This is a genomic window from Bradyrhizobium sp. LCT2 (genome assembly GCF_009931255.1).
Classification (GTDB): Bacteria; Pseudomonadota; Alphaproteobacteria; order Rhizobiales; family Xanthobacteraceae; genus Bradyrhizobium; species Bradyrhizobium diazoefficiens.
In genome coordinates, this window is record NZ_CP034432.1 from 6,071,620 (window position 1) to 6,084,970 (window position 13,351).

At 62.3% G+C, this 13,351-nt stretch carries 11 protein-coding genes; 1 reads left to right on the forward strand and 10 read right to left on the reverse strand.

Features of this window, described 5'->3' with window-relative positions:
- Positions 1–431: 431 nt before the first annotated feature.
- Positions 432–1,400, forward strand: coding sequence for a lipoyl synthase (gene lipA / locus EI171_RS29150; RefSeq protein WP_161535369.1), 969 nt, complete (start codon positions 432–434; stop codon positions 1,398–1,400).
- Positions 1,401–2,139: 739 nt separating this feature from the next.
- On the opposite strand, the gene EI171_RS29155 is transcribed toward lipA, so the two are convergent.
- From EI171_RS29155 to EI171_RS29195, 10 genes are all read right to left on the reverse strand, one after another.
- Positions 2,140–3,876 carry a methyl-accepting chemotaxis protein gene (locus EI171_RS29155; protein WP_161535370.1) on the reverse strand — a complete coding sequence of 579 codons (1,737 nt, stop codon included), beginning with the start codon at positions 3,874–3,876 and terminating at the stop codon, positions 2,140–2,142.
- 765 nt (positions 3,877–4,641) lie between these two features.
- Positions 4,642–5,343 carry an SDR family NAD(P)-dependent oxidoreductase gene (locus EI171_RS29160; RefSeq protein ID WP_161535371.1) on the reverse strand — a complete coding sequence of 234 codons (702 nt, stop codon included), beginning with the start codon at positions 5,341–5,343 and terminating at the stop codon, positions 4,642–4,644.
- 33 nt (positions 5,344–5,376) lie between these two features.
- Positions 5,377–5,598 carry a hypothetical protein gene (locus tag EI171_RS45850; RefSeq protein WP_246740278.1) on the reverse strand — a complete coding sequence of 74 codons (222 nt, stop codon included), beginning with the start codon at positions 5,596–5,598 and terminating at the stop codon, positions 5,377–5,379.
- Positions 5,556–6,182: a hypothetical protein gene (locus EI171_RS29165; RefSeq protein ID WP_246740279.1), complete on the reverse strand. Its 627-nt coding sequence runs from the start codon at positions 6,180–6,182 to the stop codon at positions 5,556–5,558. The genes EI171_RS45850 and EI171_RS29165 overlap by 43 nt, the downstream gene beginning before the upstream one ends.
- Positions 6,183–6,242: 60 nt before the next feature.
- Positions 6,243–7,442 carry an ABC transporter substrate-binding protein gene (locus tag EI171_RS29170; protein ID WP_161535372.1) on the reverse strand — a complete coding sequence of 400 codons (1,200 nt, stop codon included), beginning with the start codon at positions 7,440–7,442 and terminating at the stop codon, positions 6,243–6,245.
- A gap of 73 nt (positions 7,443–7,515) precedes the next feature.
- The gene (locus EI171_RS29175; protein WP_161535373.1) at positions 7,516–8,676 is read right to left on the reverse strand and encodes an iron-containing alcohol dehydrogenase; all 1,161 of its coding nucleotides are present in this window, start codon (positions 8,674–8,676) and stop codon (positions 7,516–7,518) included.
- Positions 8,677–8,773: 97 nt separating this feature from the next.
- The gene (locus tag EI171_RS29180; protein ID WP_161535374.1) at positions 8,774–9,784 is read right to left on the reverse strand and encodes a nitronate monooxygenase family protein; all 1,011 of its coding nucleotides are present in this window, start codon (positions 9,782–9,784) and stop codon (positions 8,774–8,776) included.
- A 20-nt stretch (positions 9,785–9,804) separates the two neighbouring features.
- Positions 9,805–10,992, reverse strand: a complete 1,188-nt coding sequence (locus tag EI171_RS29185; RefSeq protein ID WP_161535375.1) for an acetyl-CoA C-acyltransferase — start codon at positions 10,990–10,992, stop codon at positions 9,805–9,807.
- 13 nt (positions 10,993–11,005) lie between these two features.
- A complete protein-coding gene (locus EI171_RS29190; protein ID WP_161535376.1) occupies positions 11,006–12,136 on the reverse strand; it encodes an acyl-CoA dehydrogenase family protein in 1,131 nt (376 codons plus the stop codon).
- Positions 12,137–12,159: 23 nt separating this feature from the next.
- Entirely contained in the window at positions 12,160–13,341 is a 1,182-nt protein-coding gene (locus tag EI171_RS29195) for an acyl-CoA dehydrogenase family protein (protein ID WP_161535377.1), read from the reverse strand.
- Positions 13,342–13,351: the final 10 nt, after the last annotated feature.

Here is a 13,351-nt window from a genome sequence, read left to right on the forward strand (position 1 = left end):
CAGCATTCATGCCAGCCCACGGAAAGTACGGTATTCTCAGCGATGTCGTTCAATTTGCTTGGTTTTACCGGATAGCTGACTGCTCCCGCGAGGGCATTCGGGCCGGATCCGTCTGAAGCTCCGGAAAACCGGCCAGAGCGACCGCCCGAAATATCGGACCGACCTGACGGAAGGTTCCGAATGCCAGGCGATGCCGTCACCCGGCCCGCCGGGACTGGAGCATCCGCGTAAGGGTTTGCCCAGTCACCCAAGTGAGAACAACGCGATTACAAATCAGGTTGACGCGTGTCATCGCGATAACTGAATGTCAGCGACCAAGCGCGCGAGACTCCATTGTTGGCACGCGATTGCTTGCGCAAGTCGAGACGTATCATGCAGTTTGAGCGAAGCCGCCGGCATGTTTGGCTCTGGCACATCACAGGGATGGGTGCATGAAAGTGATACTTGATCTCCTCAACAACGATCCGCGCACGACGCAGCGGACCGAAAGGCCGCGCCATCCCGAAAAGGCCAACCGCCCGGACACACCGATGGAAAGCAGGCCCGCATGGATCCGCGTGAAAGCCCCCGGCTCCGCCCAATGGACTGAGACGCAACGTATCGTGCGCGAAAACAAGCTCGTGACCGTCTGCGAGGAAGCCAGCTGCCCCAACATCGGCGAGTGCTGGGCGAAGAAGCACGCGACCTTCATGATCATGGGTGACACCTGCACGCGCGCCTGCGCGTTCTGCAACGTGCGCACCGGCCTGCCCGGCCCGCTCGATGCCGACGAGCCCGGCAAGGTCGCCGACGCCGTGGCCAAGCTCGGGCTTGAGCACGTGGTCGTGACATCGGTCGATCGCGACGACCTCGCCGACGGCGGCGCCGCCCATTTCGCAGCCACAATTGCGGCGATCCGCGCAATGAGCCCGGCAACGTCAATCGAAATCCTCACGCCTGATTTCCTGCGCAAGCACGGCGCGCTCGAAACGATCGTTGCGGCAAGGCCAGACGTGCTCAATCACAATCTGGAAACGGTGCCGTCAAAATATCTCGCGGTACGCCCAGGTGCCCGCTATTTCCATTCGGTGCGACTTCTGCAACGCGCGAAGGAGCTCGACCCGCGCATCTTCACCAAATCGGGAATCATGGTCGGCCTCGGCGAGGATCGTAGCGAGGTGCTGCAGTTGATGGACGATCTGCGTTCCGCCGACGTCGACTTCCTGACCATCGGCCAGTATCTCCAGCCGACGCGCAAGCACCATGCCGTGATGCGCTTCGTGCCCCCTGTTGAATTCGAGGCCTATGAGAAGACCGCCTATGCCAAGGGATTTCTCATGGTCTCGGCCACGCCACTGACGCGATCCTCACACCACGCCGGTGACGACTTCCGCAAGCTGCGCGAGCGCCGACGCGCGTAGCTACCTCTGCGACTGGATCGCGCTACTCCACAAACGGGACACCCTGCGCAACCGTCACCCAGGTCCACGGCTTAGCCGTAGCTCAGGCTGAACAAATTGGCAGGGCAATATGCTCGTCGTGCTCACAAACGAATGGATTTTGTTGCACCTCCTGAGATTCTTCTTGACCTTCCCGTGCACACGTTGTGCACACGCAGGCTTCTAAGCGTTTGAAAACCCTAAACTCTCGCTCCAATCCATCATCAGGAAGTTTGAGGTAGGTCCAGCCACCAAGAGCCAGTTAGATCTAATGTGTTCACCTCAATGATCGCACGCACCATACGGGACAGCTGCAAAGAATGAAGCCCAGACGGGATCTATACTGCGCTCAAGCTCGCGCGCGACATCTTCGGTCGCATCGCGTGACCAGCCCTCGATGGCGTTGATGACGACGATCCTAACAGGATGGCCCGAGGTGAGGTCGCGCCAAGGCGGCCTCGCGGTCGGTTTCTCGACAGGCGCAGCCCGCGCGGGCGCGGAAGTCCTCCGGGAGGAGGTAGATGTACTGGGCTAGAGGATCCAGCGGCACGATCAGGGGCGACTGACGCAATACGCAACTCCTTCCCGGAAAGGTAACCCCCTTTTGAAACCGATTTAGTTCGGTCGTCTCAACCGGTTCGCTAGGGGAAGTCCTTGAAAAACTTGGTGGGCGACTAGGGCACGAACATTGGACCCGCTGATCAAGTCCGCAGGCACGTCCTCAGGCCGCGCGCACCGTGTCGAGAAATTTGCCGACCTCGAACTTGAGACGGTTGCTGTCGGACGCGAGCGATTGCGCCGCCGAAAGCACCTGTGAGGATGCCGATCCGGTCTCGCCCGCGCCGCGCTGCACATCGGTGATGTTGGCCGACACCTGATGGGTCCCTTGCGCAGCCTGCTGCACGTTGCGGGAGATTTCCTGCGTGGCCGCGCCCTGCTCTTCCACCGCAGCCGCGATTGTCGAGGAGATCTCGGAGAGTTTTTCGATGGTGTCGCTGATGTCTTTGATAGCTCCGACCGATTCGTGCGTCGCGGCCTGGATACCAGCGATCTGTTGGCCGATCTCGCCGGTCGCCTTCGCGGTCTGCTCGGCCAGCGCCTTGACCTCGGAGGCAACGACCGCAAAGCCGCGCCCGGCCTCACCCGCGCGGGCCGCCTCGATCGTGGCGTTGAGCGCCAACAAATTAGTCTGACCGGCGATGGTGTTGATCAGTTCGACCACATCGCCGATCCGTGTCGCCGCCTTCGAGAGCTCGCTGACGCGCTCGGTAGTGGAGCGGGCCTGACCGACGGCCTCACTGGCAACCCGTGCCGACTCCTGAACCTGCCGGCTGATCTCGGTGATCGAGGACGACAGCTCCTCGGTCGCCGACGCCACCGATTGCACGTTGGTCGACGCTTCCTCGGACGCCGCAGTGACCATGGTGGTGAGTTCTTGGGCGCGCTCCGCGGTCGAGGTGAGCGTCGAGGCGGAGGCCTCCAGCTCGGTCGATGCCGAGGAGACGGTATCGACGATCTCGCCGACGGCGGATTCAAAGCTGTCGGCGAGCTTGCGCATCTCAGCCTTGCGCTGCTCGGCCGCGACATTATCCTGTCGGATCTTGGCCTCGGCTTCGTCCCGCGCCTTCTGCTCGGACACGACCTTGAACCTTTCGACCGCTCCGGCAACGCCGCCGACCTCGTCCTTGCGGCCGAGCCCAGGCAGCACTACCGCGAAATTGCCGCCGGCGAGCTCATTCATCGCAACCGTCAGCGCGCTGATGGGTCGTGCGATGGTCACGAAGGACATGAACCATGAAGCGATGAGCACGAGCATGGCGCATGCACCGATGATGATGCCGAGCCTCTCGCTCGCGGCCATTTCGCGCCCTGCAACGGCAATCTCCTCCTCGCTTCGGTGCTTGGCAAACTCGGCGATCTGGTTGGTCAGCGTGTCCATCTTGGCTGCGTTCGGCAACGTGATCTCGCGGGTCACACGCACGTTCTCTTCGGCGAACTTGGCCAGGCGCGCAGCAGCGTCACCGCCGGTGACCGCAATGGCCTCGCTGCGGATCGATGCGAGCTGATGGACGCCCTTGAGATAGTCCATCAGGAGACGCTTGAGCTCTTCCATTCGCGCGCGATTTTCCGGGGAGCGCGAGAGCTTCAGCATCGCCTCAACGGCGTCACTGAAAGATTTGGATCGTTCGAGGAGGCTATCGTTTGCTTTTTGCAGGTCAGCCGGATTGCTGGCGAGGCGAATGTCGCGGGCGCTGAGCTGCATGCTTCGCAACGCGAGCGTGGCTTCGACCGCATCCCGCACCAGCACCTGCTGCGCGAGCGCCGACTCATTGGAGTGGCGCACATTGCCATTGCCGACGATCTGGCCCGCGATCATGGCTGCGACGAGGAGGATGCCGAGCGCTGAGGCAACCGCAAGCTTGGTACCGATCCGCAAATTCCGAATAAGGCTCAACATGGCAGATTTCCCCAGAAACGCGCGGCCAAGTCATTGTCGGCCGCTTCGGACGTAGATCGCCGTTGCCTGAAAACTGAGCGCGTCGAATTCCTATTTGGTTAACGGCGGCCTCCGGAGAAATACCGGCATCGCCGTCAAGCACTTGAAACTGCGCACGGATTGCGAGCTTAACAAGTTAATTACACCTTCCGGCAGGACAGGTAGCCTGGTCGCGGCTATGCCAAGGAAACGATGATGCGAGCGTTGGTTGCGACCCGTAAGCGGCATGTACATCTCTTGGCGCAGAAGGAGTTCGATCAGCACAATGCTGATGGAGCAGCATCACCTCGAGAAGAAACGCAGACCTCCCCAATTTGTCGCAAGATTTTTGTTGACGTCCCGGTGCACACGGCGAGCACACGCCATATTTGAAAAAATTTAGCTTTCGCTCCAATCCATCATAAGGCAGTTTGAGCTAGGTCCAGCCAATGTAAGCTAGCCCGATCTAGTATTGACTGCGAGAATTGAGGATTGGCTTGGTGGTACATACCGGGGCTCGAGCCTAGGACCCGCCGATTAAAGGGAGGTGTGATTTAGTTTGAAAATCAACGGTCGTTCCGACACATGCGTCAATAAATTTTCATTGAACCCCGCAGTGGAATTTCGCCTTGTCGGAACAGCTGGATCATGAAGGCAGACTGGAGGGTGGACGGGCCGCAGATCGTGTCAGAAGGAGCCGCGCCAGCTCGATCGCGCTAGATCGGCTCTTGCCGCTTTGCACGCCCGCTACCAGCTCTCGCCGAAGGGCCGAATTTCAACGTTAAACGACCATGCGCTGCGGTCCTGGTGGGCGAGGTGCCAGATCTCGCTGGCGATCGCCTGCGGCTTGATGAAGAAGTCGTCCGGCCGCTCCGGCCACCGCTTTCGCGTCCATTCGAGGTCGATCACGGCATCGATCACGACATAGGCAACGTGGACTCCCTGCGGTCCCAGATCCCGGGCCATGGACTCCGCCAAAATCCGCTGCGCCGCCTTGGTCGGCGCAAAGCCGGCGAAGCCGGCCTTGCCGCGTAGCGCCGAGGTGTTGCCGGTCGCAATGATAGACCCCGCACCGGCTGCGACCATCGCTGGGGTAAATCGCCGGGCCAGGAACAAAAGCCCCATCGTGTTGACCTGAAAATTGCGATTGAGGATCGCCGGGTCAATCTCCCGGAAGGTGCCAAAGGCACCGCCGACGGCGTTGTGGATGACGACGGCGGGATGCCCGAGATCACGCTCCACAGCCGATGCCACCGCATCCACCTGCGCGGGATCCGATACATCACAGCGAAATCCCTTCGCGCCGGGCAATTGCGCTTCGAGCGTCGCAAGACGCTCCTCGTTCCGCGCGAGCAGCGCTACGCTATAGCCGCCTTCTGCAAACTTCCTGGCAAGGGCCGAGCCCGTACCGGGGCCGACACCTGAGATTAGGCAAACTGGCGCGGTCATGCGGGCAGACCTCCTTCGTGCAGCCGGCGGCCTTCACGCCGCAGCCCTGGACAGCAACTTCTGGACAAATGGCCCAAAATCAGGACGGAAGTGCTCGTGCGCGACGAGCCGGTCAAAATGGGCGAACGCCAGAGGGTACTCACTCCGAACACCGGCGTGAAGGATCTTGTCGAGGCTCAGTCTGTTCAACTGTTCAACCCGCGCATACTCGTTCATGAACAGCGCAAGTTCGGCGGCAAGGCAGATGTCGGCCAACGTGATCCCGTTCCCCACCAGCGTATCCCGCCGCGGCGACAAGGCCTGTTCGATCCCGACGCATAGATCGCGAACGCCTCCTTCGCGCGGGCGTGAATGGTCGCATCGACCGTGCCGGCCGACAGCGCAAGGAGATAGATCTGCGCGTCCCTCGCAAAGACCAGGCTGACATCGAGAAAGCCGTCTATCCTGGACGCTTCATAGGCGTCCCTTCCGTAGAGCTGGTACGTCGCTTCGCCAAGGCGCGCCACAGCACGCATGATGCCGTTGGATTCGACGATTCCGACCTTGCCGGCAGGCCCGAAGGCGGCCGGCACGTTGCCGAACGGCTGCGCCGCCAAGAAAGCATCGGTCTTGAAGAGCTGCGCGCCGGTCAGCCCGACCCGCCCCGTTCGTGCGAGAGATGACAGCGACTGGCGTTCCTCCTCGACCAGAGGACGTGCATCATAATCCCACAGCCAGCCTTTGAGCTCCCTGGCGGGCGCCCCTCTGACCTCGACATCCACACCGCAGAACCGTGCGGCAATGGTTGCCTTCCAGACACGCGGGTTCGGCAGATAGGAGAATATGCGCAAGTCGGCCATCGTGGATTTCTCCTGATGAACTTCGTCCTCACGGCCTAAGCGTAGGAGCAGCCGGATGCTCTACTCCGAGCTTGCGTCGAGAATGTCGCCGAACGGCTCCCAGCGGGAACCGGTCCAGCGCTGAAGCTGAAGCTGCGTCCAGATCATGTTGTTGCTCTCACTGGTATTGATCCTGACGCCGGGCAAGGCGGTCGGCAAAACAAAGTCCTTCAGCGACTTTGCCTGCTTGATGATGTTCTCGCGCGAAAGATCGTCGCCGCATTGCCTGAGGATCTGCTCGAGCACCATGCCTTGCTGGTACCCGGTCAGGTAGCTGGTGTTGGTGATGTCGGAGCCAGCCAGATATCGCTCGAAGAAGGTGCTATAGGCCTTGACCGCCTCATCGTCAGTCCATTTCTGGTCGTTCGGATCTTTGTTCGGGGTCCCGACAATGACACCGATCGAATTTCCCAGCCCTGCGGGCCTCAGCGTGCCCGCGACCGAAGACGAAGGGAAGTTGATCAGGATCGTCGCCTTCCACCCGGTCTCGGCTGCGCGACGGATCGCCTGTGCCGCGAATTTCGGCGTCCCGGCCACGAACAGTGCCTGCGCGCCGGAACTCTTGAGTGCGACGACCTGCGAGTCGACCGTCGGCTCCGTGACCTCGTAGCTGGCGGTGATCACACGCTTATCGAAATCCGCGCCCAGCACCGCTTTGAAGGCGTTGACGTAGTCGCGACCTAGATCATCATTCTGGTAGAGGATTGCGTATTTCGCCGCAGGCAGCGCCCGCGTCAGATATTTTGCGTAGATCTTGCCTTCGGTGTCATAGCTGACGAGGCCTGTGGTCGTCAGCGGATAGTCCTTGACGTTGGTGAACTTGCTCGCACCGGTGACGATCGCGATGGTCGGCACTCTCTTCGCGGCGAGATATTTGGCCACCGCCGAGTTGCCCGCCGTACCGAGCTGGCTGAACATGAACGCGACCTCGTCGCTCTCCACCAGCCTTCGCGCGTGCTCGAAGGCCTTGGGCGGGCTGTACGCGTCATCCATCATGACGTAGTCGATCTTGCGGCCGTTGATGCCGCCGCGATCGTTGATCGATTGCACATAGGCCTGCACGCCCTGTCCGACCTGACCGATCGAGGACGCCGGTCCGCTCAGGGGAAAAATGCCGCCGATCTTGATCTTCGTCGCTGTCACACCCGGCGCGTCACCCGCCCAGCAAGGAGTAGACATCGCAATCACGAGTGCGCAGGCCAGTCGCGTGCTCCAGGACATCGCAGATTCCCTCCACTATTGATTTACGCACGTGGTGCTTGCCGCAAGGCGTGACAGACATTCAGCGGCCGCGTCAGGCCGCCAGCTTGAGTATCTTGACGATGTCGCCGGGCTCACGGATCGGCTGCGGATTGGCCCGCGTGAAGATTGACAACATTGCGTTCTTGCCAATGAGCTCGAAACGGTCCTCGGCTACGCCGACGTCGGCGAGCCGCCGCGGCAGACCGAGCTCCGCGATGAAGGCTGCAAAGGCTTCGCCCGCATCGCGACCGGGCGCGCCGAGTGCGGCGGCGACCGATCTCTGCGCCGTTTGCGTGGCCGGCAGATTGTACCGCAGCACGCTCGGCATCATCACGGCCGTACAGAAATAATGCGGAACATCGCAGGTCCCGCCGAGGACATGGCCGATGGCATGGCTGGCGCCCATCGGAACGCGCGACTGCAAGCCGAAGGCTGACATCCAGGATCCCAACTGACAGCTCAGCCGCGCCGCTTTGTCGTTTGGATTGTCCTTGGTGCGCCGAAGCCCGTCGTACAGATAGCGCAATCCCTGCTGGCATACGGCATCGACGAGCACATTGGGACGGCTGGAGCAGATCGCCTCGATGCCGTGATCCATCGCGCGTGTGCCGGATCCCAGCCAGAGCTTCTCGGGCGTGTATTTCGTGATCGCGGGGTCGAGGATGATGCTGCGCGGCATCATCATCGGATGATTGAAGATTTGCTTCAGCTTGCGACCGGTATCGGTGACCAGCGCGCCGGAATTGTACTCACCGCCCGAGAGCGTACTGGGGATCGCGATCATCCGCACCTTCGGCGCGCGAAATGCCCCGAAGCGGCGGTCCGGCGTGGTCTCGAATCCGTCGAGCCCCATCGGTTCGAAGATCTCGTGCTCCATGCACATCAGCACGATCTTGGCCGCATCGACCACGGAGCCGCCGCCGATAGCGACGACCAGGTCGGCCTGGGCATCCTTGGCCTGCCGGGCAATCTCCGTCACCACGTCCCGGGTCGTATGCTGCGGCACGCCGTCAAAGGTCGCGGCATGGTGTTCACCGAGCGCCGTCCGGATATTCTCGATTTCGTCGGTCGTGGTGTTGAGCGTGCGGCTCGCGATCAGATAGACGCGCTTGGCTCCCAGCCATTCGGCCTCCTCCCGAAGCGCCTCGGCCGCCGGCTTGCCGTAGATCACGGATTCCATGGTGGGATATTGATGGCTACCAACGACGGGCATGCTCTTCCTCCCTGGTTTACTTCTCTCCGCACCGCCGCGGCGTCAGCATCCCGACGCCGCCAGCTATCCCCGGTCTTGGCGTGCTCTTCGCCGCTCGTCAGGCGACCGCGCGCTCGCGCGGCGTCTCGATCTCGCCGTCAAGGAAGCCGGTTAACCGCTGGCGGATGATCGCTTCGGCCTCCGCCATGATGCGATCGATCAGCTCCTTGACCGTCGGAATGTCATGGATCAGCCCGACCACCATGCCGCAGCTCCACGCGCCCGCGTCCATCTGGCCATCGATCATGACCTTGGGATAGACGCCGGCCACCTGGTCGAGGATGTCGTCGATCTTCAGGCTTGCGCCCTTCTCACGCTCGATCTCGAGCAGCTCGTTGACGCCGTTGTTCCTGAGCACGCGCTCGGTGTTGCGCAGGGCGCGCATCACCAGCACGGTGTCGAGTTCGGTAGCCTTGACCAGCGCCTGCTTCACATTGTCATGGACCGGGGCTTCCTTGGTGGCGACGAAACGCGTCCCCATGTTCATGCCGGAGGCGCCCATCGCGAGCGCACCGACGAGGCTGCGTCCATCCGCCATGCCGCCGGAGGCTACGAATGGGATCTTCAGCTCGTCCGCCGCCCGCGGCAGCAGGATCATGTTTGGGATGTCGTCTTCACCGGGATGACCGCCGCACTCGAAGCCGTCCACGCTCACGGCGTCGCAGCCGATCTTCTCGGCCTTCAGCGAATGCCGCACCGATGTACATTTGTGGATCACCTTGATGCCGGCTGCCTTCAGCGCCGGCATGTACGCCTCCGGGCTGCGACCCGCAGTCTCGACCGCCTTGATGCCGCCCTCGCGGATGGCGGCGATGTACTCCGGATAGGGCGGGTCCGACAGCGTCGGCAGGAACGTCAGGTTCACGCCGAACGGCTTGTCGGTCATGTCGCGGCAGCGCGCGATCTCCCTGGCGAGGAGCTCCGGCCTTTTCTGCGTCAGGCCGGTGATGATGCCGAGGCCACCGGCGTTAGACACCGCCGCGGCCATCTCGGCGAAGCCAACATAGTGCATGCCGCCTTGGATGATCGGGTGCTGGATGCCGAACAGTTCAGTGATTGCTGTCTTCACGTGAAAAACTCCGTTTCCGATCAGTGGACGATTTCGAACAGGCCCGCGGCGCCCATGCCGCCGCCGATGCACATGGTCACCACGCCGTATTTCGCCTTGCGCCGCCGGCCTTCGAGCAGGAGGTGGCCGGTCAGGCGCGACCCCGTCATGCCATAGGGATGGCCGATCGCAATCGAGCCACCGTTGACGTTCAGCTTGCTCGGATCGATGCCGAGCTTGTCACGGCAATAGATCACCTGCACCGCATAGGCCTCGTTGAGCTCCCAGAGATCGATGTCGTCGATCCTGAGATTGTGGCGCTTGAGGAGCCTCGGGATCGCGGCGACCGGGCCGACGCCCATCTCGTCCGGCTCGACGCCAGCAGCGGCGAAGCCGCGGAAGATGCCGAGCGGCTTCAGGCCTTTCTGCGCGGCGATCTTGTCGCTCATGATCACGCAGGCCGAGGCGCCATCCGAAAGCTGGCTGGCGTTGCCGGCGCTGATGGTCTTGCCTTCGAACACCGGCTTGATCTTCGAAAGGCCTTCCGCGGTCGTGTCTGGACGCGGGCCCTCGTCCTTCGACAAGGTCACCTGCTGATAGGTCACTTCCTTGGTGTCCTTGTTGACCACGGCCATCTTGGTCGTGATCGGCACGATCTCGTCGTTGAAGCGGCCCCCCTGCAAGGCAGCACCAACGCGGCGCTGGCATTCGAGCGAGTATTCGTCCTGCTGGTCGCGACCGATCTTGTAGCGGTCGGCGACCACCTCGGCCGTCTCCAGCATCGACATGTACATCTCCGGCTTCATCGCCATGAGATCCTGGTCGACCGCGTGGAACTTGTTCATGTGGTCGTTCTGCACCAGGCTGATCGACTCGATGCCGCCGCCGATCGCGATCTCGACGCCATCAAGCATCACCGAGCGTGCGGCGACCGCGATCGCCTGGAGGCCGGACGCACATTGCCGGTCGATCGTAGTGCCGGCCACCGTCACCGGCAGCCCGGCGCGGATCGCGCCCTTGCGGGCGACGTTCATCACCATGGTGCCCTGCTGCATGGCGCAGCCCATCACCACGTCCTCGACCTCGCCGGGCGCGATGCCGGCGCGCTTCACGGCCTCGGCCATCACATGGCCCGCCAGCGTCGGACCATCGGTGTTGTTGAGCGCGCCGCGATAGGCCTTGCCGACAGCGGTGCGCGCGGTGGATACGATTACTGCTTCAGTCGTCATGTCTGCCTCTCTGCTAGGCGGCCGCATCGAGCTGCGCGTAGCGCAACAGGTGAAACGCGGGATCGCCGAACTGGATGTTGATGGAGGAAATGTGCTTGAAATAATGTCCGACGTTCAATTCGTCGGTCATGCCCATGCCGCCATGCAGCTGCACCGCCTGGTCGGAGATGAATCTGCCGGCATAGCCGATCTTCGACTTGGCGCCCGACGCGAGACGCGAAACGCCGGCCTCGCCTGCATCCAGGCTGAGGGTGAGGTGCTGCATCAATGAGAGCGCCTCCTGATGGGCGATGAACATGTCGACCATCCGATGCTGCAGCACCTGGAACGAGCCGATCGTCGTGCCGAACTGTTTGCGGGTCTTGGAATAGTCCAGCGTCGCGGCATTCAGTTCGGACATCGCACCGACGGCCTCGGCACAGAGCGCGCCGATGGCACGGTCGCGACAGGATTCCAGCGCGGCCAAACCCGCACCCTCCTCGCCTAGCAATTGGCCAGCCACGCCACGCAGGCTGATCTCCGCCGCGCGGCGACCGTCGATCGTCTTGAAGCTCTGGAGATCGAGGTTGGCGGCACGGCGATCGACCACGAAGAGGCTGACGCCGCTGCGGTCCCGCTGTTGACCGGACGTACGCGCCGAAACGATCAGATAGTCCGCCCAGGGCGCGGCCATAACCGCGGTCTTCGCGCCGGTCAACACATAGCTGTTACCCTCGCGCCGCACCGCGGTGGTGACGCTGGCGAGATCGAAGCGCGAGCCTTTCTCGATCCAAGCGAGCGCCCAGATCTTGTTGCCGGCTACGATCTCGGGGATGAAGCCCTGCTTCTGTTCGGCGGACCCGACGCGATCGAGAAGGCCGCCAGCGAGCACCACCGTCTCGACGAAAGGCTCGACCACGAGATGACGGCCGAACTCATGCATGATGATCATCGTCGACAGCGGGCCGCCGCCGAGGCCGCCGAAATCCTCGGAGAACGGCGCGGCCAGCAGACCGAGCTCGGCGAAGGCCTGCCATTGACTGCGGCTGTAGCCCTCCTCGCTCGCGACGATCTTGCGGCGCGCATCGAAATCATACTTGTCGCGCAACAGGCGCTGGACGCTCGATCGCAACAATTCCTGCTCTTCCGTGAACTGGATATCCATCCGATCCTCTTGTGGCGCTATTGCTAGAGACCGAGCACTGCTTTGGCGATGATGTTGCGCTGGATCTCGTTCGATCCGCCGTAGATGGAGAGCTTGCGCGCGTTGAGATATTTCTCCGAGGCCGTGTGGCCGTAGTCCGGACCCGGCATGAAATGGTTGGCGCTGACCGGATGCTCGCGGATCGCCAGCCCGTAATTGCCGATCGCGCGATGGGTCAGCTCCGTGAGGTCCTGGAAAATCTCGGTGCCGCGGATCTTGAACAGCGAAGCCGCCGGCCCCGGATCGATGCCGCGGGCCATCTGGGCAACGACGCGCAGCTCGGTTGCCTCCAGCGCCAGCACGTCGAGCTCGACGCGGGCGATGTCCCTGATGAATTCGAGATGCGCCGGATCGTCTTCCGGAATCTCCGCCTTCACGATCTTCTTCAGCTTCTCGATGTAGCGCGTCGAGCGGCCGATGCCGGCCATGCTGGTGCGCTCATTGCCGAGCAGGAATTTGGCGTAGGTCCAGCCCTTGTTCTCCTCGCCGATCAGGTTTTCGACGGGCACGCGGACGTTTTCGAGGAAGACGTCATTGACCTCGTGGGAGCCGTCGATGGTGGTGATCGGGCGCACCGTGACGCCCGGCGACTTCATGTCGATCAGGAGGAACGAAATGCCGGATTGCGGCTTGGCCGCCGGATCAGTGCGGACCAGGCAGAAGATCCAGTCGGCGTGCTGGGCCAGCGTGGTCCAGGTCTTGTGGCCGTTCACGATGTAGTGGTCGCCGTCGCGCACCGCCTTGGTGCGGACGGTGGCGAGATCCGAGCCCGAGCCGGGCTCGGAATAGCCCTGGCACCACCAGTCCTCGCCCGACAAGATGCGCGGCAGGAACTTCTCTTTCTGCCCCTCATTGCCGAATGTGTAGATCACCGGACCGACCATGGTGACGCTGAACGCCAGAGGCGGCAGCGTGCCGGCACGGCTGGTCTCCTGCTCGAACAGGAAACGACGGGTGATCGACCAACCGGGCCCGCCATATTCCTTGGGCCAGAGTGGCGCGATCCAACCCTTCTTGTGCAGGATGCGATGCCACAACAGCATCTGCTCCTTGGACAGGTCAGTCTCCGGATTGGGGACGCGCATTTCGGTCGGATAATTGTGCTTGATGAATGCGCGAACTTCGTCGCGGAACGCTGCGTCTTCCGGGGATAGCGCGAGCTGCATCGGACGCGCT

Coding starts and splice junctions, on each gene's coding strand:
- lipA (WP_161535369.1), top strand. CDS start 432: ATGAAAGTGATACTTGATCTCCTCAACAACGATCCGCGCACGACGCAG.
- EI171_RS29155 (WP_161535370.1), bottom strand. CDS start 3,876: ATGTTGAGCCTTATTCGGAATTTGCGGATCGGTACCAAGCTTGCGGTT.
- EI171_RS29160 (WP_161535371.1), bottom strand. CDS start 5,343: ATGACCGCGCCAGTTTGCCTAATCTCAGGTGTCGGCCCCGGTACGGGC.
- EI171_RS29165 (WP_246740279.1), bottom strand. CDS start 6,182: ATGGCCGACTTGCGCATATTCTCCTATCTGCCGAACCCGCGTGTCTGG.
- EI171_RS29170 (WP_161535372.1), bottom strand. CDS start 7,442: ATGTCCTGGAGCACGCGACTGGCCTGCGCACTCGTGATTGCGATGTCT.
- EI171_RS29175 (WP_161535373.1), bottom strand. CDS start 8,676: ATGCCCGTCGTTGGTAGCCATCAATATCCCACCATGGAATCCGTGATC.
- EI171_RS29185 (WP_161535375.1), bottom strand. CDS start 10,992: ATGACGACTGAAGCAGTAATCGTATCCACCGCGCGCACCGCTGTCGGC.
- EI171_RS29190 (WP_161535376.1), bottom strand. CDS start 12,136: ATGGATATCCAGTTCACGGAAGAGCAGGAATTGTTGCGATCGAGCGTC.
- EI171_RS29195 (WP_161535377.1), bottom strand. CDS start 13,341: ATGCAGCTCGCGCTATCCCCGGAAGACGCAGCGTTCCGCGACGAAGTT.